General features: G+C 58.0%; 29 protein-coding genes. 18 read left to right on the forward strand and 11 right to left on the reverse strand.

Features of this window, described 5'->3' with window-relative positions:
• Positions 1-5: 5 nt before the first annotated feature.
• From nosZ to ABD937_RS14385, 12 genes are all read left to right on the forward strand, one after another.
• On the forward strand, positions 6-2015 hold the full coding sequence (gene nosZ, locus ABD937_RS14330) for a Sec-dependent nitrous-oxide reductase (protein ID WP_345256439.1): 2010 nt from the start codon (positions 6-8) through the stop codon (positions 2013-2015).
• 47 nt (positions 2016-2062) lie between these two features.
• Positions 2063-2632 carry a fasciclin domain-containing protein gene (locus tag ABD937_RS14335; RefSeq protein ID WP_345256440.1) on the forward strand — a complete coding sequence of 190 codons (570 nt, stop codon included), beginning with the start codon at positions 2063-2065 and terminating at the stop codon, positions 2630-2632.
• A 137-nt stretch (positions 2633-2769) separates the two neighbouring features.
• On the forward strand, positions 2770-3789 hold the full coding sequence (locus tag ABD937_RS14340) for a nitrous oxide reductase accessory protein NosL (RefSeq protein WP_345256441.1): 1020 nt from the start codon (positions 2770-2772) through the stop codon (positions 3787-3789).
• 3 nt (positions 3790-3792) lie between these two features.
• Positions 3793-5025, forward strand: coding sequence for a nitrous oxide reductase family maturation protein NosD (nosD, locus tag ABD937_RS14345; RefSeq protein WP_345256442.1), 1233 nt, complete (start codon positions 3793-3795; stop codon positions 5023-5025).
• Entirely contained in the window at positions 5022-5765 is a 744-nt protein-coding gene (locus tag ABD937_RS14350; RefSeq protein WP_345256443.1) for an ABC transporter ATP-binding protein, read from the forward strand. Before nosD ends, ABD937_RS14350 begins: the two co-directional genes overlap by 4 nt.
• Positions 5766-5767: 2 nt before the next feature.
• Complete coding sequence (locus tag ABD937_RS14355) at positions 5768-6535, forward strand: ABC transporter permease subunit (RefSeq protein ID WP_345256444.1); 768 nt, start codon at positions 5768-5770, stop codon at positions 6533-6535.
• A gap of 26 nt (positions 6536-6561) precedes the next feature.
• Positions 6562-6933, forward strand: coding sequence for a c-type cytochrome (locus ABD937_RS14360; protein ID WP_345256445.1), 372 nt, complete (start codon positions 6562-6564; stop codon positions 6931-6933).
• Positions 6920-8368, forward strand: coding sequence for a cbb3-type cytochrome c oxidase subunit I (locus tag ABD937_RS14365; protein ID WP_345256446.1), 1449 nt, complete (start codon positions 6920-6922; stop codon positions 8366-8368). Before ABD937_RS14360 ends, ABD937_RS14365 begins: the two co-directional genes overlap by 14 nt.
• A 1235-nt stretch (positions 8369-9603) precedes the next feature.
• The gene (locus ABD937_RS14370; RefSeq protein WP_345256447.1) at positions 9604-9948 is read left to right on the forward strand and encodes a hypothetical protein; all 345 of its coding nucleotides are present in this window, start codon (positions 9604-9606) and stop codon (positions 9946-9948) included.
• Between the two features lie 33 nt (positions 9949-9981).
• On the forward strand, positions 9982-10872 hold the full coding sequence (locus ABD937_RS14375) for a hypothetical protein (protein ID WP_345256448.1): 891 nt from the start codon (positions 9982-9984) through the stop codon (positions 10870-10872).
• 69 nt (positions 10873-10941) lie between these two features.
• Entirely contained in the window at positions 10942-11355 is a 414-nt protein-coding gene (locus tag ABD937_RS14380; RefSeq protein WP_345256449.1) for a hypothetical protein, read from the forward strand.
• A 116-nt stretch (positions 11356-11471) separates the two neighbouring features.
• Positions 11472-11975, forward strand: a complete 504-nt coding sequence (locus ABD937_RS14385; RefSeq protein ID WP_345256450.1) for a c-type cytochrome — start codon at positions 11472-11474, stop codon at positions 11973-11975.
• 47 nt (positions 11976-12022) lie between these two features.
• Here ABD937_RS14385 and ABD937_RS14390 read toward each other — a convergent pair whose 3' ends face one another.
• Positions 12023-13231: a hypothetical protein gene (locus tag ABD937_RS14390; protein WP_345256451.1), complete on the reverse strand. Its 1209-nt coding sequence runs from the start codon at positions 13229-13231 to the stop codon at positions 12023-12025.
• Between the two features lie 63 nt (positions 13232-13294).
• Between ABD937_RS14390 and ABD937_RS14395 the strand changes: the two genes are divergently transcribed.
• The gene (locus ABD937_RS14395; RefSeq protein ID WP_345256452.1) at positions 13295-13522 is read left to right on the forward strand and encodes a hypothetical protein; all 228 of its coding nucleotides are present in this window, start codon (positions 13295-13297) and stop codon (positions 13520-13522) included.
• Between the two features lie 83 nt (positions 13523-13605).
• Positions 13606-13902, forward strand: a complete 297-nt coding sequence (locus tag ABD937_RS14400) for a metal-sulfur cluster assembly factor (RefSeq protein WP_345256453.1) — start codon at positions 13606-13608, stop codon at positions 13900-13902.
• On the opposite strand, the gene ABD937_RS14405 is transcribed toward ABD937_RS14400, so the two are convergent.
• The 3 genes from ABD937_RS14405 to ric are packed head-to-tail and all read right to left on the reverse strand — an operon-like array spanning position 13888 to position 16380.
• Entirely contained in the window at positions 13888-14937 is a 1050-nt protein-coding gene (locus tag ABD937_RS14405; protein WP_345256454.1) for a hypothetical protein, read from the reverse strand. The two genes, ABD937_RS14400 and ABD937_RS14405, sit on opposite strands and share 15 nt — an antisense overlap.
• Positions 14934-15371 (reverse strand): RrF2 family transcriptional regulator, encoded by a 438-nt coding sequence (locus ABD937_RS14410; protein WP_345256455.1) that lies wholly within the window; start codon positions 15369-15371, stop codon positions 14934-14936. Before ABD937_RS14410 ends, ABD937_RS14405 begins: the two co-directional genes overlap by 4 nt.
• Before the next feature lie 31 nt (positions 15372-15402).
• Entirely contained in the window at positions 15403-16380 is a 978-nt protein-coding gene (gene ric, locus ABD937_RS14415) for an iron-sulfur cluster repair di-iron protein (protein WP_345256456.1), read from the reverse strand.
• A gap of 199 nt (positions 16381-16579) precedes the next feature.
• Between ric and ABD937_RS14420 the strand changes: the two genes are divergently transcribed.
• Positions 16580-17413, forward strand: coding sequence for a universal stress protein (locus tag ABD937_RS14420; RefSeq protein ID WP_345256457.1), 834 nt, complete (start codon positions 16580-16582; stop codon positions 17411-17413).
• Positions 17414-17775: 362 nt separating this feature from the next.
• Here the strand turns inward: ABD937_RS14420 and ABD937_RS14425 are convergent, their stop codons facing one another.
• From ABD937_RS14425 to ABD937_RS14440, 4 genes are read right to left on the reverse strand one after another with little or no spacing between them, the layout of a single operon-like run.
• Positions 17776-18000: a Rossmann-fold NAD(P)-binding domain-containing protein gene (locus tag ABD937_RS14425; protein WP_345256458.1), complete on the reverse strand. Its 225-nt coding sequence runs from the start codon at positions 17998-18000 to the stop codon at positions 17776-17778.
• 21 nt (positions 18001-18021) lie between these two features.
• Positions 18022-18795: an NAD(P)-dependent oxidoreductase gene (locus tag ABD937_RS14430; RefSeq protein ID WP_345256459.1), complete on the reverse strand. Its 774-nt coding sequence runs from the start codon at positions 18793-18795 to the stop codon at positions 18022-18024.
• Complete coding sequence (locus ABD937_RS14435; RefSeq protein ID WP_345256460.1) at positions 18782-19192, reverse strand: hypothetical protein; 411 nt, start codon at positions 19190-19192, stop codon at positions 18782-18784. Before ABD937_RS14435 ends, ABD937_RS14430 begins: the two co-directional genes overlap by 14 nt.
• Before the next feature lie 52 nt (positions 19193-19244).
• Complete coding sequence (locus ABD937_RS14440) at positions 19245-21884, reverse strand: cation-translocating P-type ATPase (RefSeq protein ID WP_345256461.1); 2640 nt, start codon at positions 21882-21884, stop codon at positions 19245-19247.
• A gap of 195 nt (positions 21885-22079) precedes the next feature.
• Between ABD937_RS14440 and ABD937_RS14445 the strand changes: the two genes are divergently transcribed.
• Both ABD937_RS14445 and ABD937_RS14450 read left to right on the forward strand, forming a co-directional pair.
• Positions 22080-22463 (forward strand): hypothetical protein, encoded by a 384-nt coding sequence (locus ABD937_RS14445; protein ID WP_345256462.1) that lies wholly within the window; start codon positions 22080-22082, stop codon positions 22461-22463.
• Positions 22460-22918, forward strand: coding sequence for a hypothetical protein (locus ABD937_RS14450; protein ID WP_345256463.1), 459 nt, complete (start codon positions 22460-22462; stop codon positions 22916-22918). The genes ABD937_RS14445 and ABD937_RS14450 overlap by 4 nt, the downstream gene beginning before the upstream one ends.
• Positions 22919-22978: 60 nt before the next feature.
• On the opposite strand, the gene ABD937_RS14455 is transcribed toward ABD937_RS14450, so the two are convergent.
• Genes ABD937_RS14455 through ABD937_RS14465 form a run of 3 tightly spaced genes read right to left on the reverse strand, consistent with a single transcriptional unit; the run spans position 22979 to position 25025 of the window.
• Entirely contained in the window at positions 22979-23815 is an 837-nt protein-coding gene (locus ABD937_RS14455) for a CPBP family intramembrane glutamic endopeptidase (protein ID WP_345256464.1), read from the reverse strand.
• Positions 23816-23817: 2 nt separating this feature from the next.
• Positions 23818-24732, reverse strand: a complete 915-nt coding sequence (locus tag ABD937_RS14460) for a hypothetical protein (RefSeq protein ID WP_345256465.1) — start codon at positions 24730-24732, stop codon at positions 23818-23820.
• Positions 24723-25025 carry a hypothetical protein gene (locus ABD937_RS14465; RefSeq protein ID WP_345256466.1) on the reverse strand — a complete coding sequence of 101 codons (303 nt, stop codon included), beginning with the start codon at positions 25023-25025 and terminating at the stop codon, positions 24723-24725. The genes ABD937_RS14460 and ABD937_RS14465 overlap by 10 nt, the downstream gene beginning before the upstream one ends.
• 304 nt (positions 25026-25329) lie before the next feature.
• Here ABD937_RS14465 and ABD937_RS14470 point away from each other — a divergent pair, with 304 nt between their 5' ends.
• Entirely contained in the window at positions 25330-26166 is an 837-nt protein-coding gene (locus ABD937_RS14470; RefSeq protein ID WP_345256467.1) for a universal stress protein, read from the forward strand.
• The last annotated feature ends 177 nt before the right edge of the window (positions 26167-26343 follow it).

Genomic DNA, 26343 nt, shown 5'->3' on the forward strand with positions numbered 1-26343 from the left:
CCTATATGTCCACCAGAAGTATGATTACAGCAGGCTTTGCCGCAATTGCAGCCTTTTCGCTGCATAGCTGTAAGCCTAAAGGCGCGCAGACAGCCGTTACCGGCGATGCCGCCTCGAAAGTCTACGTTGCACCCGGTAAGTTCGACGAATTCTATAACATCGTATCCGGCGGTTTTAATGGCCAGATGTCGGTTTATGGCATTCCCTCCGGCCGGCTGTTCCGCATTATCCCGGTATTCTCGCAGTTCCCTGAAAACGGCTGGGGCTACAGCGAGGAAACAAAACCGATGCTTAATACCTCGCACGGTTTTGCTCCCTGGGACGACCTGCACCACATCGCGCTTTCGACCACCAAAGGCGAGCACGACGGCCGCTGGGCTTTCGGTAACGCCAACAACACGCCCCGCATTGCGCGGGTGAGCCTCTCCACCTTCCGCACCGAAGAGATCATCGAGATCCCGAACAGCGCGGGCAACCACTCTTCGCCGTTCATTACCGAAAACTCGGAGTATGTAGTTGCGGGTACCCGCTTTTCGGTGCCGATGGACAACCAGAACGGCGACGTTCCCATCAGCAGCTACAAGCAGAATTTCAAGGGCACCGTTTCCTTTATCAAGCTCGATACGTCGGGTCATATGAACCTGGCCTTCCAGCTGCGGCTCCCGGGCATCAACTTCGACCTGGCGCGCGCCGGCAAGGGCAAGTCAGCCGGGTGGTTCTTCTTCTCCTGCTACAATTCCGAGCAGGCCAACACCCTGCTCGAGGTGAACGCCTCGGCCAAGGATAAGGACTTTATCATGGCCGTAAACTGGAAGAAAGCCGAGGAGTATGCCCGCGCCGGCAAGGGCGTGACCGAGAACGTCCGCTATGCGCACAATGTGTACGACGAGAAGACCCACAGCGCCACTTCCACCATCAAAAACACTGTGCTGGTGCTCGATCCGAAGGACTGCCCCGATATGGTTTACTTTATTCCCTGTCCGAAGTCGCCCCACGGCTGCGACGTGAGTCCCGACGGTGAAAGCATCGTAGGATCGGGCAAGCTGGCCGCCGTGATCCCGGTATTCTCCTATGACAAGATCCAGCAGGCGATCGCCAGCAAGGCATTTGACGGTAATTACGACGGCATCCCCGTGATCAAGTACGAAGCAGCGCTCCGCGGCGAGGTGCAGAAGCCGGGCCTTGGTCCCCTGCACACCGAGTTCGACGCAAAAGGCAATGCTTATACCTCCTTCTTCGTTTCATCCGAGATCGTTAAGTGGAGCCTCAAGGACCTGAAGGTGCTCGACCGCGTCCCCACGTATTATTCGATCGGCCACCTGTCGGTACCCGGCGGCCCCACCGCCAAGCCGCACGGCAAGTATGTGATCGCCTACAACAAAATCACCAAGGACCGCTACCTGCCTACCGGCCCCGAGCTTACCCAGAGCGCGCAACTCTATTCGATCGAGGGTGATAAGATGAAGCTCCTGCTGGACTTCCCCACCACCGGCGAGCCGCACTACGCCGAGGCTATCCCCGCGGAGCTGATCATGAAGAAAAGCCGGAAGATCTACAAGATCGAAGAGAACCAGCACCCCTTCGTGGCGAAAGGAGAGGGGCAGGCAAAAGTGGAGCGGAAAGGCAACCAGGTACACGTATACATGACCTCGATCCGTTCGCACTTCACTCCCGACAACATCGAAGGCGTGCGGATGGGCGACGAAGTTTACTTCCACGTTACCAATCTCGAGCAGGACTGGGACGTTCCGCACGGCTTCGCGGTGAAAGGCGCGAACAACGCGGAGATCCTGATCATGCCCGGTGAGACCCAGACCTTGAAATGGACTCCGGATCGCGTGGGCATCTTCCCGATCTATTGCACCGACTTCTGCTCGGCGCTGCACCAGGAGATGCAAGGTTATGTACGCGTTTCGCCCGCAGGCTCCAATGTGCCGCTGACCTTCAGCACCGGAAAAACCGCACCCGCCGCACCGGAAGCCGGTGGTACCGCAGGTGTCAAAACCAAAAACTAAACTGCCGGGGGCGCCCCACGGGGCGCTCCCTTTTAAAAATGTTCGTTATGAAAAAGCTGTTATTGTTTTCGCTTGCAGGCAGCCTCCTCTTTTCGATGGTCGCCTGTTCCTCTGCCAACGAGGGTACGGAACCCCAGGTGGCCGCTGCCGGCACCGACGGGGCGGGCATTTCCGGGCAGTCGTCGGTTCAGGATGACGAGTCGCAGAAAGACGTGGTGAAGGTGGCCGCCGGTTCGAAGGACCACAGTACGTTGGTAGCCGCCGTGAAGGCGGCCGAGCTGGTCGATGCGCTCTCCAATGCCGGTCCCTTTACCGTCTTCGCACCCACCAATGCCGCCTTCGACAAGCTTCCCGCCGGAACGGTAGACGACCTGCTGAAGCCGGAGAACAAAGGCAAGCTGCAGGATATCCTTCAGTACCATGTGTACGTGGGCAGCCTGAAGACCGAGCTCATGCAGGACGGCCAGGTGCTGAACCAGGTGAATGGCGGCAATATCACCATCTCGAAAAAGGATGGGAAGGTCGTCATCAACGGAACGGCCACTGTGGTTGCCACCGTTCCTGCCTCGAACGGCGTCATCCATGTGATCGACGGCGTGCTCGTGCCCGGCAAGTAATACCGGAAAGGTGCGCTAAATCAGTCGGGTGGCCGACTCCGGTCAGCCGCCGCTTCCTTTCGTTTTTTCATTTTTGCATACGGTTCCGAAACGGCCCGCCCCGGCGGGCCGTTCTTTCAGAAGCAAAACAATCCGCCATGAATGCTAAAATGCGCCCGCTCTCCCGCCTGCTGATCGCCCTGGCCGCGTTGTCGCTCACCGCTACCTACTTTCTGCCCGTGTGGTTCATCTACCTCACGGCACCCCAATACCCGGAAGGGCTGACGATGCAGATCTGGCTGAATAAGATCACCGGCGAGGTAGACATCATCAACGGCCTCAACCATTACATCGGAATGAAGCATATCAGCGCCGAGATGTTTCCCGAGTTCCGCTTCCTCGTATATATCATGGGTGGGATCATCGGGCTGGGCCTGCTCGTGGCAGCCACCGGCCGCCGGAAGCACCTGTTCGCCTACCTGATGCTGCTCGCTGCTTCCGCCGTAGCCGCTCTCTATGATTTTTACCGCTGGGGCTACGATTACGGCCACAACCTCGATCCGAAGGCGGCCATCCAGGTGCCCGGACTGTACTACCAGCCCCCGGTAATCGGGCACAAGACACTGCTCAACTTCGATGCCTACTCTTACCCGGATGTGGGTGGCTGGGTGGTAGTGACGGCAGGACTGCTGTGCGGCGCGGTATGGGCCTGGGAACGGTTCTTCCGCCGCGACGGTGCCTCGAGACGCCAGACGGTGGCCCTGCCCAAGCCCCGCGTAGCCGCGCTTCTGGCTATGGCTGCCCTGCTGCTTACTTCCTGCTCCGTAAATCCGGAGCCCTTCCTGATCGGCCGCGACCAGTGCGCCGACTGCCGGATGACCATCGCCGACGCCCGCTTCGGGGCCGAGCTGATCACCCGCAAAGGGCACATCTACAAATTCGACGACATCCACTGCCTGCAGCAGTTCCAAAAAGCGAACGAACCCGCCGCTTCGGAAGGCCGTGTTTTCGTAGCCGATTTTAAAGAACCGGGAAAGCTCATGCCGGCCGCCGCCGCATTCGCCGTTACCGGGGCCGAATACAAGAGCCCGATGAACAGCAATATCGCCTGTTTTTCCAATGCAGCTGCTGCGGGACCTGCCGCGCGGCCGGCCTTCGAACTGATTGAAAAACGCTGACCCATGAAATGGCTTCTCACTTTCCTGCTCTTCCTTGCCGCGTCGCCGGTCTTCGCCCGCCGGATCGATGCCGGTGCCGGAAAACCAGTTGCGAGCTTGCGTGCCGCGCTGGAGCGCGCCGCCGCCGGCGACACCATCTACCTGCATCCCGGCACCTACCGCGAAGGCAATATTGTGATCCGCAAGCCCATTTCGGTTTTTGGCGTGGGCGGGCCCATCCTGGATGGTGAAGGAAAATACGAGCAGCTCACCCTTTCCGGAAACGCGATCCGGATCCGCGGTCTGCGCTTTCGCCGCACGGGATATTCGAGCATGAACGACAACGCGGCCATCGGGGTGATCGACGCGCGGAATGTATTGATCGAGGAGAACGTGATAGAAAACGGCTACTTCGCCATCCACTGCGCCAATACGCATATGGGCGTCATCCGGAAGAACGTCGTGCTGGGCAATGCCCGCACTGAACAAACCTCCGGCAATGGCATTCACCTGTGGAAGTGCAGCAATATGCTGGTGGAAAAGAACCAGGTGAGCGGCCACCGCGACGGCATCTACTTCGAGTTCGTTACCCATTCGGTGATCCGCGACAACAGCAGCCGGGGCAATATCCGTTACGGGTTGCATTTTATGTTCTCCAACAATGATACCTACCTGGACAACGACTTCGGGCTCAACGGCGCCGGCGTGGCGGTGATGTACTCCCACCATGTGTTGATGCAGGGCAACCGCTTTCAACAAAACTGGGGACCGAGCGCCTACGGGCTGCTTCTTAAGGAAATATCCGACGCCGAGATCCTGAAGAATCATTTTGCCGACAATACCGCCGCCATCCTCATGGAAAGCACCAACCGCATCCAGGTATGGGGTAATGTGTTTCGAAGCAACGGCTGGGCCCTGCGCATTTCGGCTTCCTGCAACGAGAACGCCGTGCACCACAACAATTTTTTCGCGAATACCTTCGACGTAGCCACAAACGGCAGCCTGATGCTGAACCGGTTTTACTGCAACTACTGGGACAAATACGATGGCTACGACCGCAACCGCGATGGCTATGGCGATGTGCCCTACCACCCGGTGAGCCTTTATTCGATGGTAATCGAGCAAAACCCGCAGGCCGTGATCCTGATGCGCAGCTTCATGGTGACCCTGCTGGACAAGGCGGAGAAAGCCGTGCCCAGCCTCACACCGGAGCAAATGGCGGATGATCGTCCCCTGCTAAAATCCCTACCGCTATGATTTCTGTACAACATGTGGGCAAACGCTTCCGGAAGCTGCAGGCCCTAAATGATATCGACGTTTCTTTCGAGGCCGGTCAGGTAGTGTCCCTCATCGGTCCGAACGGGTCGGGAAAGACCACGCTGATCAAGTCGATTCTCGGACTGGTGCGCCCCGACACGGGCACCATCCTGTTCAACGGTAGGCCGATCGCCACCGATGTCAACTACCGGCGCCACATTGGTTATATGCCGCAGATCGGCCGTTACCCCGACAATATGACCATCGGCCAGCTTTTCCGCATGATCCGCGATCTCCGCCGGGAGGAGACGGAACTCGATGAGGAGCTTTATTTCAGGTACAAGCTGGATACGCTGAGCGATAAATCGATGCGCTCACTTTCCGGCGGAACCCGTCAGAAGGTAAGCGCTGCGCTGGCTTTCCTGTTCAACCCGCCGGTGCTGATTCTCGACGAGCCCACGGCCGGCCTCGACCCGGTTGCCAGCGGCGTGCTGCAGGAGAAGATCATCCGAGAGAAGAACAAGGGCAAGCTGATCGTGATCACCTCGCACGTGCTCACCGATCTGGAAGAGGTGACCACCCATGTACTCTACCTGCAGGACGGCCGTGTGCAGCTGCATGAAACCTGGGAAGCGCTCCGCAAGCGCACCGGGGAGCACAAGCTCGGCCGGGCGATCGCGCGGCTGATGGAGGAGGGCACCGCGAAACACGAATTTCTTTACCTCAAAATAGCGAACTGAAGATGCTGAAGATATCCCGATACGTGCTTTATGATATTGCCCGCAACAAAGTGGTGCTGGCGTATACGCTGTTCCTGCTGCTGGTGTCGCTGGGCCTGTTCCAGGTGGAGGAAAACCCGTCGAAGGCGCTCCTCAGCCTGCTCAACATCATCCTCATCGTGGTGCCGCTGGTAAGCATGGTGTTCGCTACGATCCACTGGTATAATTCCTATGAATTCCTGGAACTGCTGCTGACACAGCCATTGGGCCGCAACAAAGTGCTGCTCAGCGAATGGGCAGGCATCGGCGGGTCGCTCACTTTTGCCTTCGTTGCCGGTGTGGGCGTACCGGTGCTCATTTACGGTGGAAGCGCCGCAGGCGTCTCCCTGCTGGTGGTCGGTGTGCTGCTCACGCTTGCCTTCACCTCGCTGGCGTTTCTGGCTTCTGTATGCAGCCGCGACAAAGCGCGGGGCATCGGTGCGGCCTTGTTGCTTTGGTTCTTTTTCGCGCTGATCTACGATGGTCTGGTGCTGCTCATCCTGTTCGCTTTTTCCGATTACCCACTCGAGGGCATCACCCTAGCCTTGTCCTGCTTCAACCCGGTTGATCTCGGACGGATCTACATCATGCTGCACCTCGATGTGAGCGCGCTGATGGGCTACACGGGTGCCGTTTATAAAGACTTTCTCGGTACCGCCGCAGGGATGGCCGTCACCCTCGGTATCCTGGCGCTCTGGGTAGTGCTGCCTCTGGCGATCGCCAACCGCATCTTCCGGCGCAAAGACCTTTGATCTCTTCACGTTAACGAAGGCGCTCTATGACCCGTTTCCGGATATTTCTCACGCTGATCGGAGCTTACCTCCTGTACAGTGGTTTTGTTTTTACAAAAGGTACCGAGACGGCCATGAAGCCGGCCCCGCACCCAACGGAGCTGGCCATGGCGGGCAAGCGGATTTTCCAGGACTATAATTGCGCCGCCTGCCACCAGGTGTACGGGCTAGGCGGCTACCTCGGACCCGATCTCACCACCGCCTGGTCGGACCCAAAGCGCGGACCCAGGTACGTCGAAGCGCTGATCCGGTCGGGCGGAAGCCGCATGCCCAACTTTCAATTCACCGACAGTCAGGTAAAAGAGCTGGTGGCCTACCTGGCTTTTATCGACGCCACTGCAGCCCATGAAACCCGCTGACACGCTGAAGCCCCCCGTACCGGTACGGCTCGTCCCGGCTTTCTTTGCCCTATCGCTTTCCTACCTGCTGCTTGGCCTGCTGTTTGGCACCGTGGGCAGCCTGCAATACGTGCTTCCCGATTTCCTGAAGGAAGCGCTTTCCTTTCAGAAAACGAGGCCGCTGCACGTTTACCTGGTCACCTCCTGGATCTTCACGGCGGCACAGGGCGCGGTCTACTATTTCCTGCCGCGCGCCGCGGGGCGGCCACTGCGCTGGCCGGCCGGCGCCTGGCTTCATTGGGCGCTGCAGCTGCTGACGTCGGCGATCATCGTCGGCTGCTTCTTCACCGGACGCTTCGGCGGGCGCGAGTACCTGGAGTTTCCTCCGGCGCTCGGCGGGCTCATCGCGCTCTCCTGGGTGCCCTTCGCCGTGAACTTTTTTGCGACGCTCCGGCCCCGGTACCGGAATGCTCCGGTGTATCATTACAGCTGGACCGTCGGGATCGTTTTCTTTTTCATCACGCTTTCGGAAAGCTACCTGTGGTTGGTCGATCATTTCTTCGATAACCCGGTGCGCGATATAACGGTGCAGTGGAAAGCCCTCGGTTCGATGGTCGGCAGCTGGAATATGCTGATCTACGGCTGCACGATGTTTGTCATGTCGCGGATCAAAGGCAATGAGGAGCTGGCCCGGTCGCGCGGTGCTTTCTTTTTCTTCTTCCTTGGATTTACCAACCTGCTGTTCAACTGGGGGCATCACACCTATGTGGTTCCCGCCGCGCCCTGGGTGCGGAACGTATCCTATATCATCAGCATGACGGAGCTCGTGCTGCTCGCGCAGTTGCTCTGGAATTTCCGGCGCTCGCTGTCCGAAGCGCAGCTTTCGTTCCGGAAGCTCACCTGCCGCCTCATTTCACTGGCCGACGGCTGGGTGCTGCTGAATCTTACGGTGGCGATCGCCATCTCGGTACCGGCGCTGAACCGGTACACGCACGGCACCCACATCACTGTAGCCCATGCCATGGGTGCGACGATCGGTATCAATACGATGCTGCTGCTCGCTTCGCTGACGTACGTGCTGCAACAGGAAAAGCCGCGCGCGCTGGCCCGCTATCTCGGTCCGTTGAAACGCGGTGTCACGCTGACGAATGGCGCGCTGCTCGTGTTCTGGATCGCTTTGGTGGGAGGCGGATTGGTAAAGATTGCCGGGCAACTGGAATCGCAATCCTTTGCCACCATCATGCAGCATTGTGCGCCGTTCTTTAAACTGTTTGCCGGCAGCGGCTTGCTGATCCTGGTGGGGCTGACTATGGTGATCTTTGGGCTGCTGGGCGTGCTTGCTGCCCGTGAAGGCCGGCCAGCAGCAACAGCACCGAAAGCGGGAGTAGGGCGCTCACGCCAGCCAGCCAACGCGCATGCCCCGCAAGCGGCCAGCCAAGCGCCGGCGCAAGTATGAGCAGCTCCGAAACGACAAAGGCGCCTGCAAATAAGGCAGCCCCGGCCTTCATCAGCCTGCCTCCCGTTATTTGCGACAACACGTATACACTCACAAACCCAAGCAATACGAGGTGTAGGTAGGCGATGACGACGCCGCGCTGCCCGGCGGCGAGCCGCGCAAGCGTCGGGTGCGCGCTGGCCAGCTGGACCAGGAGTTTAACCGCGAAAGCAACCAATGCCATTTTCTGCAGAAGCGGGTTCGGACCCGGGAGGCGGGTCGGTAGCCGGAATGCCCAGATGCATAACCCTGCCAATTGCAGTGCGGCTCCTGCAGCGCCTGCAACGTAGAATGTCGCAGACGGTTCGTGCCACAGTACCGATAGCGCAAAAGTGAGCGGCACCGCGGCGTTGATCAGCAGGAAAGTGCCACGCCGTATATGATAAAGAGGATCCATCGCTTCGGCTGCCCGCGACAGCAGCGCCAGGATCATCAGGCAGAAAGCCCCGTTGTATTGAAAATGAAGGAACCAGTAGATCGCATCGTGGTAGATCGGGCTCGTCTTGCCCGCCACCCTGCCGATCAGGGGCAGCGCAAAAGGGCCGGCGGCTGCCAGCACCAGCCAGGCGAACGACCACAAGAGAAAGCTCCGGGCGGTCGTCGGCGGGAGCCCGCGCAGCGCTTTGCAGAACAGCAGCGCCAGCCAGGCGCCCGCGCCAATCGAAGCGGTGGAGCAGAGAATGCTGGCTGCGCCGTAGCCTTGCCACGGAAAGGTGAACAGCATGCCGTATGCAGCGGCCAGCAGCAGTGCCAGCGCCCGCCGCAACGGAATCGCCGGAATAAGGTTGGTCACTTCCGGGAATGCACGGAGAACAAGCGCTGTCAGTGCCGGTTGTACCCATCCTGCAAACGCAAAATGCGAGTGTCCGTGCAGCAGGTTGCTATAGATGAATGGCGGGTTCTCCAGAAACGGGTAGGCGCGCAGCACGAGGCCCAGCGAGGCCACTACCAGCAAGTTGACCAGGGCCAACCGTAAGAGACGATCAGGATTCAGGCGGGTACCGGTGGTGCTGTTGGCTGCCGATGGAACGCGGTGCATCCTGCAAATTTCGGCCCCCGGGGACAGGTGCGCGCGCTGTTTCCGCAGGCTTCAAAGTGATTTGAATCAGTTGCGCCGGTGATGAAGGACAAATGCTTTGTGCGGAGTTAACGAGACATTTGTGTCTCAGATGAATCGTATCGTCATACCCCTGCTGATGCTCCTGCTCCTGCTGCAATCGTTCAGCAAGTGGATCATCGTTGCCGACTTCCGGCTTAATCAGGAGTACATAGCGCGGACGCTCTGCGAGAACCGCGCGCGCCCCCAGCTGAAGTGCGGAGGCAATTGCCAGCTTGCAAAGAAGATGGCGGAGGAGGGCAAAGAATCGCAACGCGGCGGGAAATTGCCCGTTGAAGATGCGCCCTATGTGACGATTGCTACGAACACGATGGATCCCTTTGTACCGGTTTCCCTGCTGGAACATCATACGCCGTATCAATCCGGTTGTCCGTCTCCCTCGTTGCGTCCTCCCTTTCACCCGCCGTCGGTGGAAATGCTTTGAGTTTTCCGTTTTTCTTCATTTAAAAGCATTTCCATGAACCGTTTTTTCCCGGCAGCGCTGCTTGGCGGCCTGCTGTGTGCCTTGCCTGCGCGCGCCTGCGATATCTGTGGCGGCGGGGTGAGCAACTACAATCCCTATCTATTTCCGCAACTTTCGAAAAGCTATATTGGCCTGGGCTATACCCATCGTTCGTTCCGTACGAAGGGTGAGAACGGCAGCTGGAGCCGCGAGCGGTACCAGACCCTGCTGCTCACCGGGCAGTACCGGTTGGGCCGCCGCCTGCAGCTGCTTGGCCTCCTTCCCTGGCAGCACAACGCCCTGGAGCAAGGCGAGGCGCGCCGCCAGGTAGCAGGGCTGGGCGATCTCTCGCTGCTGGCCCAGTACCGCCTGCTCGATCGCCCGAATGACAAAGGCATCCGCCATACCTTTCTGGCAGGCGGTGGCCTGAAGCTGGCCACCGGCCGCTTCGTGCCGGCAGGCAGCGGCAAAGCCGAAGATCAGAACCTGCAACTAGGATCCGGCAGCACCGACTTTCTACTCAACGCCTCTTACCGGCTATCGGTTCGCAAATGGCTTTTTGTGCTGACCGGATCGTATAAATACAACACGGTCAACAGCGATGGGTTCCGGTTCGGAGACATAGGAACCGGTGGTGTTATGGTCGCTTACCGCAAAGAGTGGAAGAAGTTTTCCGTTGCGCCTTATGTTCAGGCGGGCCACGAGTTCCAGTACCAGGATGCCGAACGGCAGGTGCTTCAGGCGCACTCCGGCGGCTCGTTCTGGTATACCGGCGGAGGATTCGATATCAATACCCGCGCCATCACCGTGGGGATCAACTGCCAGTGGGCCCCGTTGCAGGAGCTCGCCGGCGGCGCCATAAAGGTGCTCCCCCGCGCCGGCGTGCAGGCTTCGTTTTCATTCTGAGCAGCTTTCACCAATTCATTTTTGTATCCATCATTCAGCAACACTCAATTACACCAAACAATTTTTTTTATGAAACGTATATCCGCTTTTTTTGCCACCACCTTTACAGCCATTCTTGCGCTCAGCGCCTGTTCCAAACACGCAGGTGACCTCGAAGAGCCGCATCACCACGCCACCGATGCCGTCGTCGTTTTCGCCCGTCCCACGGCCAATGCCGTTTTCGCCAACGGCGACACGGTGCGCATCGAGGCGCAGGCGATCGCTCCCGCCACGATCCACGGCTACGAGCTTACAATTACAAAAGCCGGCGATACGACGACCATTTTCCAGGCCCGCGTACACGATCACAACGACACACTGCGGATAAACCAATTTTGGGTAAACGATCGCACCGAAGCCCAGCAGTTGGAGGCGAAAGTGAAGCTGCAGCTTGACCACGATGGGGGCAGGCTTACCCGCAGCACCGTTTTCCGCGTACTTTGACTCATCGATCTTTTTGAAAGCCATCGTCTCCCCGCGGTGGCTTTTATTTTGCCCGGCCCTTCGCACTTCATGGCATATTTTTTTAGCTTTCCGGAAGAACTATAAACCCCCGGATTATGAAGAAGATCTTTTTTGCGCTCATTGGCGGCAGTTGTTTGCTGATTGCCGCCTGCGGCTCGGGCAGCGATAATGGTGGCGATGCCAATAGCGCTGTGACGACAAACACGACGACAACAGCCGATGCCGGCAATTCCGGCGGAACGGCAGCCGCTTCTGATCCGAAAAAAGGGATCGGACCGGTATCGGAAGTGAAGCTTAACAGCCCACTCAATCAGAGCATGGTGGCGAACGGCAAACAGGTATACGACGTAAAATGCGCCTCCTGCCATAAGCTGACCGGCGAGAAGCTCGTCGGGCCCGGCTGGAAAGGCGTGACCGAGCGCCGCACTCCGGAGTGGATCATGAATTTTTCAATGAACACAGAGGAGATGCTCAACAAGGATGCGGAAGCGCAAAAGATGCTGGAAGAATGTCTGGTGCGCATGCCGAACCAGAGCCTGACCGAAACGGACGCCCGCGCCGTGCTCGAATTCATGTTTCAGAATGACGGTAAGAAATAGTGCTTTAGCGTTTGGAATAGAAAAGGCCGCTTCCGCAGCGGCCTTTCTTATTCCCTTTTGCCGGCGGGTCGTAATGCAGAAAGTGCCATAAGCAGGGATCCGGCAAGCAGCAGCGCGCTCGCCGCGAGTAGCGCCCAGTTGAAATAACCGCTGTTGGTGCCCAGAAGAATGCCCAGCCCCTGAAGTAGCAGCAGCGCTTCATTAGCCAGAACACCGGCACCGAAGACCATAATCGGAGCGCGGCGGAGGCGACTTCCGAAGGTGAAATAGCCGCGATCGACCAGCACGGCTAGGAGGTAGAAGCTAACAAAACCTAAAAATACGAGGTGCAAAAAACCGATGATCACAGGCCTGTCGCCATAAACGGCATTCCCGAGGCTTGGGATGATGGTGCCTGCCGACAGCAACACTTTTCCGGCAAACGAAAGCATGCTGAGACGCATCAGGCCACGGGCCAGCGGCGTCTCGGAAATCTTGATTCCGTGTGTCTGGCGGTACAAGCGCCATCCGGCTATGGCCGTGGCGATCAGCAGGAGCACCCCGATCGCGGCAACGCCGTAGAGCAGGCCGCTGTTCAGCCAGAGCAGCGATAGCGGGAGGGTAGGCAGTGTGGCGGCACAGAGCAGCAGCACGAAAGGGCGTGCCGCAGGGAGGGCGGCAAGTGCAGGGCGGCTTCCGAACAGGTGGGCAAACACCGCCAGCGTAAAGAAACCGTTGTATTGGAAATGCAGGAACGTGTATACCGATGTCCGGTGCAGGAGTGCGTTGGCAGAATGGTTCGCCATCATCGATCCGAGTACCACCGGGCCGATTGAAGAAGCAAGCAAAGACGATAGGGCCCAAAAATTCAACACCCGGGCACTTTTTTCTACAGTTGTTGCCCTGCCCGTGAAGAACATCGCCACGAAGACAAAATTTGAAAGGATATAGACGCTGGCGAAAAAGAGCGATGGCGCGCCGTTTCCAAACACCGGATAGGTCAGTACCATTCCGATTGCGGAGGTGTACACCGCCCAGAGAACGCGGCGCCAGCCAAGCGGTATTTTAGCCGGTGCGAAGCGTTGAATGGCCATGAGAGTGAGCAGCATAAAACCGATCCATCCTGCGAAGGCGAAATGCCCGTGCGCTCGGAGGAGATTACGGTAATCCAGGAAAGGGATCTCAAAAAGAATCTTGCAGCGCAGCGTGAATCCAATGAGGGCCACGATCGCCAGGTTCCATAAACCGAGCTGCAGCATAGGGTCTCTCCGGGTCATAGCGAGTGGGTTCTGATGTAAAGGCACATATATTGAAACATTGAGCCATCAAATGATACAAGTATGAAGTCGCATTTATCTCTGTTCGTGCTCCTTGCCGCCCTGGCCTGCAACTCCGAAAGCCGGAACGACCGGGCAGAGCCGGAGCTCAAAGATCCGCAGATCGTGCAGCCCGCAGCGGACGCCATCCCCGATTCCATGAAGATCGTCAATGACTCGACGATCGTGCCCGAAAGTACACCTGCCGGTGGGAAGGTGATTTCTCCGGAGCAGAAGCCGATCGAACAATAGCCCTGACCAGGATCAGTTGGTGTTTTCGCTGCGCTCAGCCGCTTTGGCCAGTGCCTGGGCGAACTTTGGGCCAAAGCGGCCACATGAACCAGCAAGCGGTGATTGAGAAGTTGAAGACGATCTACGATCCGGAAATCCCCGTCAATATTTATGACCTCGGTCTCATCTATGACATCCGGGTGATCGGGTCGGCGGTATACATCGTAATGACGCTGACGACCGCGGCTTGCCCGGCAGCAGCCTTTATGCCGGAGGAGGTGCGCGCCACCGTGGCAGGAGCGCCCGGTATTACTGCGGTGCACGTAGACATTGTCTACGAGCCGCGCTGGACCAATGCCCTGATGAGCGCTGCGGCGCGTGCTTCCCTAGGCTTTTCCTGAGCCGAGCTGCTGCCCCGTGCGTATGCCGACAGTAGCGATGAACCCGGTTATCACAATTCCGTTGACTACCGAAGCCCATTGCCGCGCGTGAGTAGAACCGGTGACGTCGGCTCCGATCCGGACCAGCAGGGACAGCTGCAGCACCAGGAACCACACATACAAAACCGGATGATAGATCTGCAGGCGCTTTTTCAGCACCGCCGGCAGGATCACCGGCGCATGCGAGAAAATCATCGCGAACACAAATCCGATAAAAAAGCTGTGTAGTGCCGCATCGTAACCGAAAGGCAGCCTTGCCTGGAGTACCAGAAACAGGGCGCTCAGCGGCAGCCAGCAGAAGCCGGTGAGCAGCAGCAGGGCCGAGTAGCGGTGCGCGCCCGGAAGGCGGACCGACCGGCGGGCCATGTCGAAGCGGAGGAGCCAAGCGCCGATCGCAACCAGCGCCCCCGAAAAAAGCGCAGTACCGGCGGGCGCAGGCAACAGGAGGGCGGCGGGAATGAAGCCAAGACAGATTAGCAACAGCCAGCGCTGCAGGTCGGTGCGCGGAAGGAACTTGCTCAGCTCGAGCCGCTCCGCCACGATCGTCAGCAGGAGGAAAGCGAACCACCAGCCCGCAGCAGCAGGGTAGGAGCCGGTTTGTAGTACAACAACATTCGCGGTCACGAGCGCCGTGGCGCCAACGAGGAAAACGAAGTAATGCAGTTCGCGGTGCCGTTGCAACAGCCAAGCGCAAAGCGCCGCAAAGCCGACACTGCCTGCGAGCAGCAGATATCCCGCTGCCCTGGGCAGGGCCGCAATAAAAAGAACAAGCGCCGCCGCATTCAGCAGCGGAAGAAGCCGCACCCACCATTGGCGGAAGATTACCGCGCGCTCCAGCATAATAAGCGAAGCCAGGAAGCAGTTCACCATCAGGTTGCCGTGTTGCCCTGCCGCAGCGCTCAAGGGCAATTCGAAGCCAGCGCGGCTCCAGCCCGACCAGACGGCAGCGAGCAGCGAAAAGAGAACCAGGGGTAATGCGGCAAGTACAAGCTTCATGACGACCGTTTGAGAAAGGCGATCCCGTTATCAAGATCCCGGGCAAGCTGTTGCACCGAGATGGAGGAGAACTCGCGGAGCAGCTGCTCGCGTGCGGCCTTGTAGGTGAAATGTATGGGGCAGGGTTTCGATTCCGAGCACTTCTTCAGTCCCAGCCCGCATTCGAAGAAGAGCCCGATACCGTCCACCACCCGTACGATATCGATCAGGTAGAGCGGTCCTGATTCTTCGTGCAGGTAGAAGCCGCCGGTGGGCCCTTTAGCCGAGGCGATCAGTCCCTCACGCGCCAGCAATTGCAGGATCTTGGCCGTCGTATGTTCGTTGGCTTCGATGCCTTTTGCGATTTCAAGAATGCCCGTGCGCTTTCCGTTGCGCGAGCGGGCGGCCAGGAAGACGGCCGCCCGCAGGGCGTATTTACAGGATATGGAGAGCATAGGCAATAATGGCGCAAAGATGCGGCAAATGTCAGCCCCGGAGTGACTGCTCCAGTTTGAGCGCTTTCGGGAAAAGAACGTTGTTTTCAAGGTGGATGTGCTGGTGCAAATCACCTTCCAGGTCTTCAAGTTTCCGGTAAAGCAGCGCAAAGCTGTTGCAGGTTCCCTCCGGAGGCGTGTAACCGTTGGTGAGGCTGCGAATGTTTTGCAGCAGTTCGCCCGCAGCTTCGTGATCGGCTTCCATCATCTGCACCGGCTCGCGTAGGGAGAATTGCTGGCGCAGCGGCGCCATGTCGCCGGTTGTTTGCGCCTGTACCAGTACGCGGATAAAGGGAAAGAGCACTTTTTCCTCCTTGGCGAAATGGCCGCCCAGCTCGTTGGCGAGCTCGTTCCAGGCTTCCTTCAGCTTCGTAAGCTGCGGAAAGACGCTACCATGATGTTCGTACACTTTGTTCAGGAGATTGGCAATCACCGGTGCTTCATCGTAATAGTAGCGGTGGTGTTTGTTGTAGATATAGTCGGCAAGGAAGGCAGGATCCCACCGGTCGAAATTCTCTGCCGGGGCGCCGCTACGGGCAACACCGTCAAGCTCCGCTTCCAGGGCAGCGAGGTCGAGGCCTTTTTCGGCGCAGGTCTGGCTTAGTGATTTCTTGCCGCCGCAACAAAAGTCAATGCCGTACTTGCGGAACACTTTCGCCTTCCGGAGATCTTTTGCGGCAATCTCGCCGATGGTTTCGCCCGGGGCAGCGTCGAGTTTCCGTATTTCTACCAGCCACCACTGCGGCCCATTTTCCAGGTAGGTCCAGCCGAAGACGTTGCCGCGCTCGGCGATCAGCTGGTAGTACAGGGGTTTCGGATCGTGATCGTTGCGGATGCGGAACGCGGTTCCGGGTGGCAGTTCGTCGAAGTAACGGAAGATGGTCGGATGCTTGAATCGGGGCTCAATTTCGGTTACCTCCAGGGTAAAGGTTCCTTCTGCCTGTTCTTTTAGTAATTCGGTTGTTTGCATGGTGTTTGATTTCAAAGTAAAAGTATAGGCGTACTTTTATATGAAATACTGAGTTTCATCATTCTTATACGTGACTCAGATTTATTAGGTGCCACCTTTTTTCGATTTTCTGGTTGCTGACAATTGTCATAAACTGGGCAATTGCTGATCATCATGTTCAAATGCGCGCTGGTCGATATTTGACCAATAATTGGCTGCTATGAAACGAATTCTTGTGCCCACCGACTTTTCTGCAAACGCGGACAAGGCCTTCAACTACGCCTTGGGAATTGCAAAGAGTGCATCTGCAGAGATACTTGTCCTGCATGTCTGTTCACTGCCGATCCCGGCTTATGCCGATGAGCCTGAAGACCTGAAGTTGTATAACCGGAAACAAGTGGCTCGGTTAAGAGAGCGGCTGGAAATTTATCGGAACATTGCGGCGCGGGACCAGATCGCTATCAGCACACTGCTGGTCGATGGTGAGGTTTTGGATTCAATCGTTTCCAAATCGCAGCAATATAATGTTGACCTGATTGTAATGGCGACAAGTGGGGCGGGCAGCCTGAAAACGTTCTTGTTCGGTACCCGTACAGCTGCGGTCATTGCTGCAAGCAAAATTCCGATCATCAGTGTACCAGCCACTTTCACCGGAGGTAGCCCTCGGAAGATCCTGATCGCAATGCAGGAGCGGGAATCTGTGCCACTGTTGGCTCCCGTCTTCCAATTGGGTAAATTATTTGATGCTACGGTAAAATCAGTGATTTTCTCCGATAACACCGATCCCGTGGCGGTGTATCTGGAGCATTCGAGAGAGATCGAGCGCGCGGCTGAACTCATGAGGACTTCTTACAAGATAGCCCACCTGGCTCCTGAGCACATTGTTGGTACCGGCTTTACAGATACCATAACTGATTATATTGAAGGCCATAATGTCGACCTGCTTGTGATGGTAACGCATGCCCAAGGGAATGTACCACATTTGCTTAGTTTCAGTAATACACGCGAGATGGCCCTTCGCTCAGGCATACCGTTACTTTCCATACATGCCTGATAGCGAAACTGCTGTTGTAGCGTTGGATAGCTTGAATCCGTTTTATTGAGCGCGTCGGTTGCGCGTCGAGAACTACATCTTAAGTCGGGATCGAACACTCCTGCAGGGTCGCGTTAAGAAGGCGCGACTCGCAATTGGTCCGTCAAGAACACACGGTGACAATCGATGAAGTTCGGATACTTTTCTATTTTGCCAACAAACTCCGGTATGGTGGCTCTAGTATTTTCGTTTTGAAAACTGGCCGTCCTTCACCGGCTAATAATTCTTTTTTGAAAAGCCGCCTTGCTTGATGATATGCAAATGAAAGCGCCTGTTTGTTGCATGAAAGAAGTCATTTGTTACCTCAAGCCCTTTACGTGTCCTCAGTGCGAGTAGTGGAGCTCGTGCGGGCCTGTTTTCCCCTCGTGCCAGGATTGCAGGCTGTGATAGGTCGTTTGCGCGATCTCGGTAAGCGCCTTTTCCGTGGCGAAGCCTTGGTGGGGTGTCAGGAGCACCTGGGGCATACCGAGCAGGCGGCTGAGGGTGGCATCTTCCAGGGCTGCACCGCTAAGGTCGTTGAAGAAGATCCCTTTTTCCCGCTCGTACACGTCGGCCCCGAAGGCCGCTACCTAGCCGCTGGAGAGGGCCTCGAGCAGGGCTTCGGTATCCACTAGTCCGCCGCGGGCGGTGTTGATCAGCACCACGCCGCGCTTCATGCGCGCCAGACTGGCGCTGTTGACCAGGTGCTGCGTATCCCGGTTCAGCGGAACATGGAGGGCGATCAGGTCGGCGTAGCGCAGCACCGTATTCAGATCGGCGTACTGGAGGCCGGTATCGGCTTCGAGCTTACGGTCGGGAGCCACATCAAAGGCCAGGACCGTGCATCCGAAACCGGTAAGCAGGCGGGCAAAGGTGCCGCCGATGGCGCCGGTGCCGATGACACCGACGGTAAGGCTGCCCAGCTCGCGGCCAACGAGGTGGTGGAGCGAGAAGTTTTGCAGGTGCACCTGCTGGTGTGCGAGCGGAAGCCGCCGCAGGAGCGCCAGGGCCAGCAGGAGCGCGTGTTCGGCAACCGCGGCAGGCGAATAGGCAGGCACGCGGCAGACCCGGATCCCGGCGCTTGCCGCCGCCGCGAGGTCCACGTGGTCGTAACCGGCAGAACGCAGGGCGATGTAGCGAACTCCCTCGGCGGCCAGTTTCTCCACGACACCGGCAGACGCGTCGTCTGACGTGAAAAGGCAAATGGCGTCATAGCCGCCTGCGAGGTGAGCGGTCGCTTCGGTAAGCCTGTCTTCGCAAAAAATGGCTTCGATCTCGATGGGGCAGCCGCGTTGCAAAACAGGCAGCTCATGCTTGCGGCTGCTGTAGAACAGCACGCGCATGCGTTTGTCAGAGGGCGTCATATTCGTCGATTTGTTCTTTGGTCCGGGGTAGTACCGACTTCTTGAAATGGCGTACGAGTTCCATCTGCTGCGCCAGCGTGTACTTGTCGGTCTGGGTCGTTTGAATGGAGCATCCCGGCTCTTTACGGAATACCTGCACGTTCAGCCCGTACTCGTCGTGAAAGCGTTGCTCGAGCTCGCGTACCGTCGTTGTGGAGAAGATATCCATTTCGCCTTCTTCAAGGCAGTCGCGGATCTCGCCTAGGCATAGCTGCTTGTTCAGCAGGTCCTCCTGCCGGCTGCCTTTTTTATTGCCGTGAGCCCTTTTGTAAAATTCGATGCGGAGGTCGGGGAAGGCTTCCCGGAAACGTTCTTGCAGGTCGGCGATCGTGAGGTTGTCGTGGATCGGCAGGCGCATATGCATTGGGTTTTGTTCCAGGTGCAAGATTAGGCCAGCCCGTGCCGCCGCTTTATGATCGCGATTGTATCGAAAGATGATCGTTGTCACAGGAACCGGGACGGCGGTCTGGGGCCACCGGCGCCGCATGGCTTCTTCGCCGCGCCCGAATCCACTTTTCCAGCTCCACGGCATGAAATGGGAGGGCCGCTATGGCGATGCAGGAGAGCAGCTCCCGGAGCGTCAGCGGCTGCGTGTGGAAGAGTGCGTTGGCGGCTGGCAGGTAAACGACGGCAAGCTGCAGGAGGAAGGTGCCGGCAAGTGTAAGGGTCAGCAGCGGGTTGGAAAAGAAGCCTTTCCGGTAAATGAATTCCTCATCGCTGCGGATGGCCCACACATGCCCGAGCTGCGACAGCGAGAGCACCGTGAAAACGAGGGTCTGCCAGTGCGGAAGTGCTTTCTGGAGGGCGACCGCCTGCGTGCCCAGGGTCAGGGCAGCCATCAGCAGTCCGACCCAAAGGATGTGCGCGCCGTTTCCCTGCGCGAACAGGCTTTCGCCAGCCGGGCGCGGGGGGCGCGTCATGATGTTCCTTTCGGCTTTTTCGGCCGACAGCGCGAGGCCCGGCAATCCGTCGGTAACGAGGTTGATCCAGAGCAGGTGCACGGGCAGCAACGGCATCGGCAGGCCCAGCAGCGGCGCCAGGAAGATTGTCCAGATCTCGGCCGTGTTGCAGGTCATGATGTATTTGACGAAGCGGCGGATATTGTCGTAGATCCGCCGGCCTTCGCGCACCGCCTTCACGATGGTGCTGAAGTTGTCGTCGAGCAGGATCATGTGAGCCGCTTCCTTGCTCACGTCGGTGCCGGTGATGCCCATGGCAATGCCGATGTTTGCTTTGCGCAGCGAAGGGGCGTCGTTGACGCCGTCGCCGGTCATCGCCACGTATTGCTTTCGACGCTGCAGCGCTTCCACGATGCGCAGTTTTTGGCTGGGCGAAACCCGGGCATACACCGCGATCTGCTCCACCACCGCCTCGAACTCCGGTCCGCTCCAGCCCTCGAGCTCCTTGCCGGTAACGACGCGGCCTTCGTCTTCGAGCAGGCCAATGTGGCGCGCAATGGCGGCCGCGGTCTGCGGGTGATCGCCGGTGATCATCACCGGCCGGATGCCGGCCGATTTGCAGGCGGCGATGGCTTTTGCAATACCGGGCCGCGGCGGATCGTAGAGGGCGGCGATACCGGCAAAGGCCAGTTCCGACTCCAGCATGTGTCCGCTGGCTTCCTCTGGCAGTTGCGCGATGGTTTTGAAGGCAAATGCCAGCACCCGCTTTCCTTCGGCGGCAAGACCGGCCACGCGCGCCGCGAGTTCTTCCCTGCGCGGCCCGGGCAACAGGCGCTCGCTAACCGACTCGGCCGCGCCTTTTACCAGCACCAGGTGCCCGCCGTCAAAACGGTGTACGGTCGTCATGATCTTTCGGTCCGAATCGAATGGCAGCTCCCGGACGATTGGGAATCGTTCCATCAGTAGTTCTACGGATCCTGCAGCGCCCTCTTCCCGTACGTAGCGGACGAGCGCCGTTTCAGTCGGGTCGCCCACCAGTTCGGTGCCCTGGAACTGCACCGAGTGGTTGAGGGCCATGGCCAGGTGCAGCAGCGGCATACCGGCTTCCTCGTCCAGCGGCGTCGGCACGGGCTCCGCGCCCGCCACGGTCATTTTGTTCTGGGTGAGCGTGCCGGTCTTGTCGGTGCAGATATAGGTTACGGAGCCCAGCGTTTCCACGGCGGTCAGCTTGCGCACGAGGGCCTTGCCGCGGGCAAGCTGCGCCGCGCCCCGCGAAAGCGCGATGGTGATCAGTGCCGGCAGGGCCTCGGGGATGGCGGCCACGGCAAGCGATATGGCCAGCAGCAGCATGGTCAGCGGAGCCTCCCCGCGCAGCAGGCCTACGATGAACAGTACGACGCAGATGGCCAGCACAAAGACGCTGAGATTTTTTCCGAAATCGCGCATGCGGCTTTGCAGCGGCGTTTCCGACTCGGGTGCCTGCAGGAGGCGGGCGATCTGCCCGATCTCGGTGTTCATGCCGGTAGCCACCACAAGGCCGCGACCCCGGCCGTTGGTGACCTGCGTTCCCTTGTAGGCCATGTTGAGCCGGTCGCCAAGGCTGTGCATGTCGCCGGAAAGTGCCTGCGCCGATTTCTGCACCGGTACCGACTCGCCGGTCAGGGCGGCTTCCATCACGGTCAGGGTTTGGGTCTCGAGGAGGCGGAGGTCGGCGGGAACGACGTTGCCGGCGTCCAGCAGGACAATGTCTCCGGGGACGACCGCGCGCACCGGGATCGTTTCGGGCCCTCCTTCGCGCCACACGCTGCAGGTGGGGTCGCCCATCCGGTTGAGCGCCTCCATGGCTTTCTCGGCACGGAACTGCTGCAGGAATCCGAGCAACGCGTTCAGCACGACGATCGCCAGGATGATGATGGTGTCGGTCCGGTCGCCGACGATGCCCGAGATGATGGCCGCGGCAATCAGTACGAGAGTCATGAAATCGCGCAACTGGTCGATGAAGATCGACAAGGCGCTTTTTTTCTCTTTCTGCGTCAGCTCGTTGGGGCCCGCCGTCAGCAGCCGGGCCTTCGCATCCGCGACGCGCAATCCGTCGCGCGAAGCTTTGGTGAGCTCCCGTATTTCATCAAGATTGAATAAATGCCAGTTCATGATGTTCCTGCAGTTAGGGTAAGAAGGCACGGGGAAACCGGTGTCCCGACAATAGTGTGGCCTGGAAGAATAGCGAAGGTCTGGAAACCGGCAGAGGGCAAACCTGACGCAGGTCTTGCGGCTGGCTGACAGGGGTCAGCGGTGACGGATTCCGGCGCTGGTAGCTTCGAAGCATCCCGCTTTAAATAACTATTAATGCTGACCTACCTGCTGCTCTGGTTCCCGATGCTGCTCATTGCAATCGTCAACGGAACCCTTCGCGATCTAGGATATAAGAAATGGCTGGGTGAGTTGCCCGCGCACCAGTTTTCGACGCTCACGCTGATCGTTTTCTTTGCCGTTTATATCCGTTACGTCGTGCATCACTTTCCACCGGCGTCCGAAACTCATGCCCTGATGCTGGGCCTTCTTTGGCTGGTGCTTACGCTTGCCTTCGAGTTCGGCTTCGGCCGCTACCGCGGGCATTCGTGGAATGACCTGCTCGCCGATTACAACCTGTTGCGCGGACGCCTGTGGGTGCTCATACCTGTCTGGGTCGCCATTGCGCCTTATCTCTTCTTCAAACTGATGCAACGATGAAGCAACACACGAATGCCCGGATCTCTGTTAAATTCCGTGTCCTCTTTTACATCCTTCAATCGCTGATCCTGCTCACCAGTCTCAATGCGCTTGCTGCCGGTTATTCCATGATTGTCGACCCTTCCGGTAAGAGCCTCGGTTTTCAGCCGGGGATGCTCGCGCACTCGCCCTTCGGCAATTACCTGGTTCCCGGCATTCTCCTGGCTTTTTTCGTGGGGGTCTTACCCATGGCCCTTTTCGTGCTGCTGGCTTTTCCGAGGCTGAGTGCATGCCCCCGCCTTCTCTGGTGGGGCACTCTTTGCTTCGGGGCCGGGCTTGGCCTATGGATCTTCGTTCAGGTGCTCCTGATCGGGTTTGTATTTTTCCTGCAGGCGGTGATCGCCGCAGTTGCGGTGTCGGTGATCCTCATTTGCCTCGTTCCGCCGTTTCAACACCGCTACCAGCCCGGCCGATAAGGGGCCGCAACTGGCTGGATCACACGGAGGCCGTGACTTGGAAGGTGCTTTCGAAAGCAGTCATTGAGGATTTTGTGAAAGAGTCGGGGAGGTGGTGTGCGAACCGGTTACCACTATATTTTTCGGCTTCCAGAGCAGCATTGTCAGGAATCCCCAAATGGTGATGAGGATGCCCATGTACATCGCGTTCCGGTTATCGGGTGTTTTTGCAGTAAAGGCAATATCGATGGTGGCATGAAAAACAGCACAGATCAGTACGCTTCCCTTCGATGCGTTGAACAACCAGGAAAGGAGCACGCTGCCGGTGAGCAGACTGAGGAGCCAGCCGACAGCCCCGGAAAGACCCATCTCCATATAACCCGGGCGATAGGTGAAGAGGGGCAGGTGCCAGGCGGCCCATAATATCGTCAGCACCAGGCTGGCGGACAAAGGCTTCAGGCGTGCCTGCAGACGCGGCAGCGCAAAGCCCCGCCAGCCCGCTTCCTCGCCCCACCCGAAGAACAAAAGGTTGTACAGGAAGACGGAGAGAAGACCGAAGTGCGGAAATTCCGTTGAACGGACAAGGCTCGAAAGGTCAATCGAGGTGGCGTATAGCGTGAAGGAGAGCAGTGAAGCAAGCAGGGCCAGAATGAAGGGGCTGAGCAGCGCAATGGCTAGGAGCAGGAGCGGAGTCGGGCGCCAGCAGGCATGCAGCAAGCGCAGCATGCCCCCTTTGCCCTCGAAAATGCCGATACAGAGAAAAGAGGCCAGCAAGGGTCCTAATCCGCCAAGCGCATGCTGGAGGGGGAGTGGAGTAGTTGTATTGATGCCGATCACAGGACCATAGAGCGGTAGCCAGATGATCCAGCTGAAAAGGTAGGCGGCAAGGAAGAAGACAAGGAGTTGTTTGAGGAGCATGATCACCGGGTTGTAGATTGGCTCTCTGTTGAATGAATAGCACCGGCGCTGTCGACATCGCCTGTAAGTCGCCAAAAAAAATACAAGGCAAATGCCGCCAGTATGCAAAAACTGGCCATCTTGGTGATGAGTACCGGAACGGGCAGCTCGATGCCGGCTTGCAGCTGGAAAAGGGTCTGCACGGGAAGCATGATGCCAATGACGATACAGAGCAACAGGAGCGCAGCCAACAGCACATGGGCCATCGGATTTCGCCTTCGGAGAAGCGAAAGGGCGATAAAGCAAAGCGGCACGATTATGCCCAGGTCCAGCACATAGGTGATCTCAGTGGTATAAGTTTCGATCAACGCCGGCGGCCGGCCGGATTTCAACGCCAGCAATATCTCCGGCAGCCAGGCCGCCAGAAGCGCTGCTCCGGTAATGACCAGGAAGATCGACAAGCCGCGAATGGGCAGCTTCCACTGGACCATTGACGCAAGTACGCCGGTCGGGATGCTTCGATACGTTCCAATGAGTCCGAAAAAACTGGCGGAAAAAAGCAGGATATAGACGAGGTGCAGGGAGTTGTAGGAGACACCGAAAGCGATCGATGCGCCATAATACAAGACCACAGTGAGCACTGCGATCAGGAGCATCCTGGCCTTGAGCGTCCCTTTTCTCAGGTCGCTCCCCAACGAGTATGCCAGCAGCGGGCAGCACAGGAGTAAAACAATTAAGTCGGTGCCGCGAAAGATCGGTGCCCGGAAATGGGAGTCATAAGCATAGAGTCCCTGGCCGTATAGCCTTACCATGTCGCCATATTGGTTGCGTACAATGAGCGGCCCAGGACCTCCGTCGGCAAATAATCCCACGGACGATGTCAGAAGGGCGGAAGCCAGCGCGATCAAACCGGCAAGGTGGAAGCTTTTCAGGCGCATATAAGAAATGGCGATTTTAAGGCTCTGAGATTAAATTTCAATAGCGTCTCTTGGATTTGCGGTTGCATCCGTACCGGCCTCCTCTTTGCAGGTGGCAAGGTGCGTTTTATCGCAGCCATTTTCGCCTCCACGACTTCGATTGCCTGCTGTAGCTCCGCGGCGAGGCGGGCACTCTTGCCTTTCCGTTGCTTTGCGATCTTGCGTCCTTTGTCAGTACCCATGATGAGGCCGGCAACTCCGATGGCTGCGACCAATACCGCCAGTGTGGCCAGCAGGTCTTTGTTTGATACCATAGCACTGATTTTGGAGGTGCAAGCTATCGGTGCACGGGCTGAAGGATAATGACTTGGAGTTGGAACTACTCTGACAGGCGTCAGTTTCCGTCTCCTCATACAGCGCGGTATGGCTGTATTCCGGGGATTCGCGTATGTAAAGTCACGCCGGCATCTCGGGCTACGAAGTAGGCCCGGCGGGTGCTTCTAGTAGCAGGATATACGGGCAGGTGCCTTCAATTTGTGACCAGGATCATTGCCAGTTGCGCTAATCGTCAGCATTCTTCGGCGCCGGATGCCGGAATTTTGCCTTCAAATCACGTTTATGAAAAAGATCCTCGTTCCCACCGATTTCTCCCCGAACGCAGATAAAGCCTTCGAGTATGCCCTGCAGATCGCCCGCAAGGTGGCCGGGGAGATCCTGCTCCTTCATGTGTGCACACTTCCGCTGCCCGAGTATGCCGAGCAGCCAGAAGGCATGAAAGACTACAACCGGCAGCGGGTGTCGGAGCTGTCGGCACGGCTGAATGGTTACAAGGATCTCGTGGACGGACGGGAGTGGGTGAGTATCCGGACGATGCTGGTAGATGGGGATACGGTAGATGTGATTGTTGAAAAGGCCATACAGCATGATGCGGATATGATCGTAATGGGCACGCGCGGGGCTGGCTTTTTGAAAGGAATTCTTTTCGGAACGAATACGGCCGCCGTCATGGCCGCCAGCAAGGTGCCGGTAATGGTGGTTCCGGACGCATATGAAGGGGCTGTGCCTTCCCGGATGCTTCTCGCCGTTGATCGCGACGAAAGCACCGTTCTCCTCAACCCGCTGTTTCGTCTCCGTGAGTTGTTCGGTGCGGAACTGAAGACACTGGTCTTTTCAGAGACGGGCGAACCGGCCGACGAGCTGATGGAACATGCGATGACAATCAACCGGGTAACGGAGCATTGGAGCCGCACGTTTGGCATCGCTGGCCTGCGGAGCGAGCACCTGCTGGGCGATGATTTCTGCGACACGGTCAATGCGCACCTGGAAGCAAATGACGTAAATATGCTGGCGATGGTAACGCACCGGAATCGTGGCCTGCAAAGCGCCTTCGGACGTAGCCTGACGCAGAAAATGTCCTTCTACACAAAGGTGCCGCTCCTGTCGCTGCACGCATGATGCGCCATTCCTGAATTTCTCTAATGAAAAGACCGGCATTGCCGGCTTTCCGATCTTGTCACCCTTCGTAGCGTCCAAACCAGGCATAATGCAGTTGGTTTAAGTGACGACTATGCATATTGCCGGTTTCTTTTCATAGGAGGGGAAGCTGACTCCATGAAGTTTCGAATATCCTGT

Origin of the sequence: Flaviaestuariibacter amylovorans, from assembly GCF_039541815.1 — a bacterium.
In the GTDB taxonomy this organism is placed as follows: domain Bacteria; phylum Bacteroidota; class Bacteroidia; order Chitinophagales; family Chitinophagaceae; genus Flavisolibacter; species Flavisolibacter amylovorans.

Coding starts and splice junctions, on each gene's coding strand:
- nosD (WP_345256442.1), top strand. CDS start 3,793: ATGAAATGGCTTCTCACTTTCCTGCTCTTCCTTGCCGCGTCGCCGGTC.
- ABD937_RS14370 (WP_345256447.1), top strand. CDS start 9,604: ATGCTCCTGCTCCTGCTGCAATCGTTCAGCAAGTGGATCATCGTTGCC.
- ABD937_RS14460 (WP_345256465.1), bottom strand. CDS start 24,732: ATGCGCCTGAAAAGCTTCCACCTTGCCGGTTTGATCGCGCTGGCTTCC.
- ABD937_RS14420 (WP_345256457.1), top strand. CDS start 16,580: ATGAAACGAATTCTTGTGCCCACCGACTTTTCTGCAAACGCGGACAAG.
- ABD937_RS14450 (WP_345256463.1), top strand. CDS start 22,460: ATGAAGCAACACACGAATGCCCGGATCTCTGTTAAATTCCGTGTCCTC.
- ABD937_RS14465 (WP_345256466.1), bottom strand. CDS start 25,025: ATGGTATCAAACAAAGACCTGCTGGCCACACTGGCGGTATTGGTCGCA.
- ric (WP_345256456.1), bottom strand. CDS start 16,380: ATGCAAACAACCGAATTACTAAAAGAACAGGCAGAAGGAACCTTTACC.
- ABD937_RS14440 (WP_345256461.1), bottom strand. CDS start 21,884: ATGAACTGGCATTTATTCAATCTTGATGAAATACGGGAGCTCACCAAA.
- ABD937_RS14395 (WP_345256452.1), top strand. CDS start 13,295: ATGAAGTCGCATTTATCTCTGTTCGTGCTCCTTGCCGCCCTGGCCTGC.
- ABD937_RS14375 (WP_345256448.1), top strand. CDS start 9,982: ATGAACCGTTTTTTCCCGGCAGCGCTGCTTGGCGGCCTGCTGTGTGCC.
- ABD937_RS14455 (WP_345256464.1), bottom strand. CDS start 23,815: ATGCTCCTCAAACAACTCCTTGTCTTCTTCCTTGCCGCCTACCTTTTC.
- ABD937_RS14365 (WP_345256446.1), top strand. CDS start 6,920: ATGAAACCCGCTGACACGCTGAAGCCCCCCGTACCGGTACGGCTCGTC.
- ABD937_RS14390 (WP_345256451.1), bottom strand. CDS start 13,231: ATGACCCGGAGAGACCCTATGCTGCAGCTCGGTTTATGGAACCTGGCG.
- ABD937_RS14400 (WP_345256453.1), top strand. CDS start 13,606: ATGAACCAGCAAGCGGTGATTGAGAAGTTGAAGACGATCTACGATCCG.
- ABD937_RS14380 (WP_345256449.1), top strand. CDS start 10,942: ATGAAACGTATATCCGCTTTTTTTGCCACCACCTTTACAGCCATTCTT.
- ABD937_RS14430 (WP_345256459.1), bottom strand. CDS start 18,795: ATGACGCCCTCTGACAAACGCATGCGCGTGCTGTTCTACAGCAGCCGC.
- ABD937_RS14350 (WP_345256443.1), top strand. CDS start 5,022: ATGATTTCTGTACAACATGTGGGCAAACGCTTCCGGAAGCTGCAGGCC.
- ABD937_RS14405 (WP_345256454.1), bottom strand. CDS start 14,937: ATGAAGCTTGTACTTGCCGCATTACCCCTGGTTCTCTTTTCGCTGCTC.
- nosZ (WP_345256439.1), top strand. CDS start 6: ATGTCCACCAGAAGTATGATTACAGCAGGCTTTGCCGCAATTGCAGCC.
- ABD937_RS14360 (WP_345256445.1), top strand. CDS start 6,562: ATGACCCGTTTCCGGATATTTCTCACGCTGATCGGAGCTTACCTCCTG.
- ABD937_RS14410 (WP_345256455.1), bottom strand. CDS start 15,371: ATGCTCTCCATATCCTGTAAATACGCCCTGCGGGCGGCCGTCTTCCTG.
- ABD937_RS14445 (WP_345256462.1), top strand. CDS start 22,080: ATGCTGACCTACCTGCTGCTCTGGTTCCCGATGCTGCTCATTGCAATC.
- ABD937_RS14385 (WP_345256450.1), top strand. CDS start 11,472: ATGAAGAAGATCTTTTTTGCGCTCATTGGCGGCAGTTGTTTGCTGATT.
- ABD937_RS14335 (WP_345256440.1), top strand. CDS start 2,063: ATGAAAAAGCTGTTATTGTTTTCGCTTGCAGGCAGCCTCCTCTTTTCG.
- ABD937_RS14470 (WP_345256467.1), top strand. CDS start 25,330: ATGAAAAAGATCCTCGTTCCCACCGATTTCTCCCCGAACGCAGATAAA.
- ABD937_RS14355 (WP_345256444.1), top strand. CDS start 5,768: ATGCTGAAGATATCCCGATACGTGCTTTATGATATTGCCCGCAACAAA.
- ABD937_RS14340 (WP_345256441.1), top strand. CDS start 2,770: ATGAATGCTAAAATGCGCCCGCTCTCCCGCCTGCTGATCGCCCTGGCC.
- ABD937_RS14435 (WP_345256460.1), bottom strand. CDS start 19,192: ATGCGCCTGCCGATCCACGACAACCTCACGATCGCCGACCTGCAAGAA.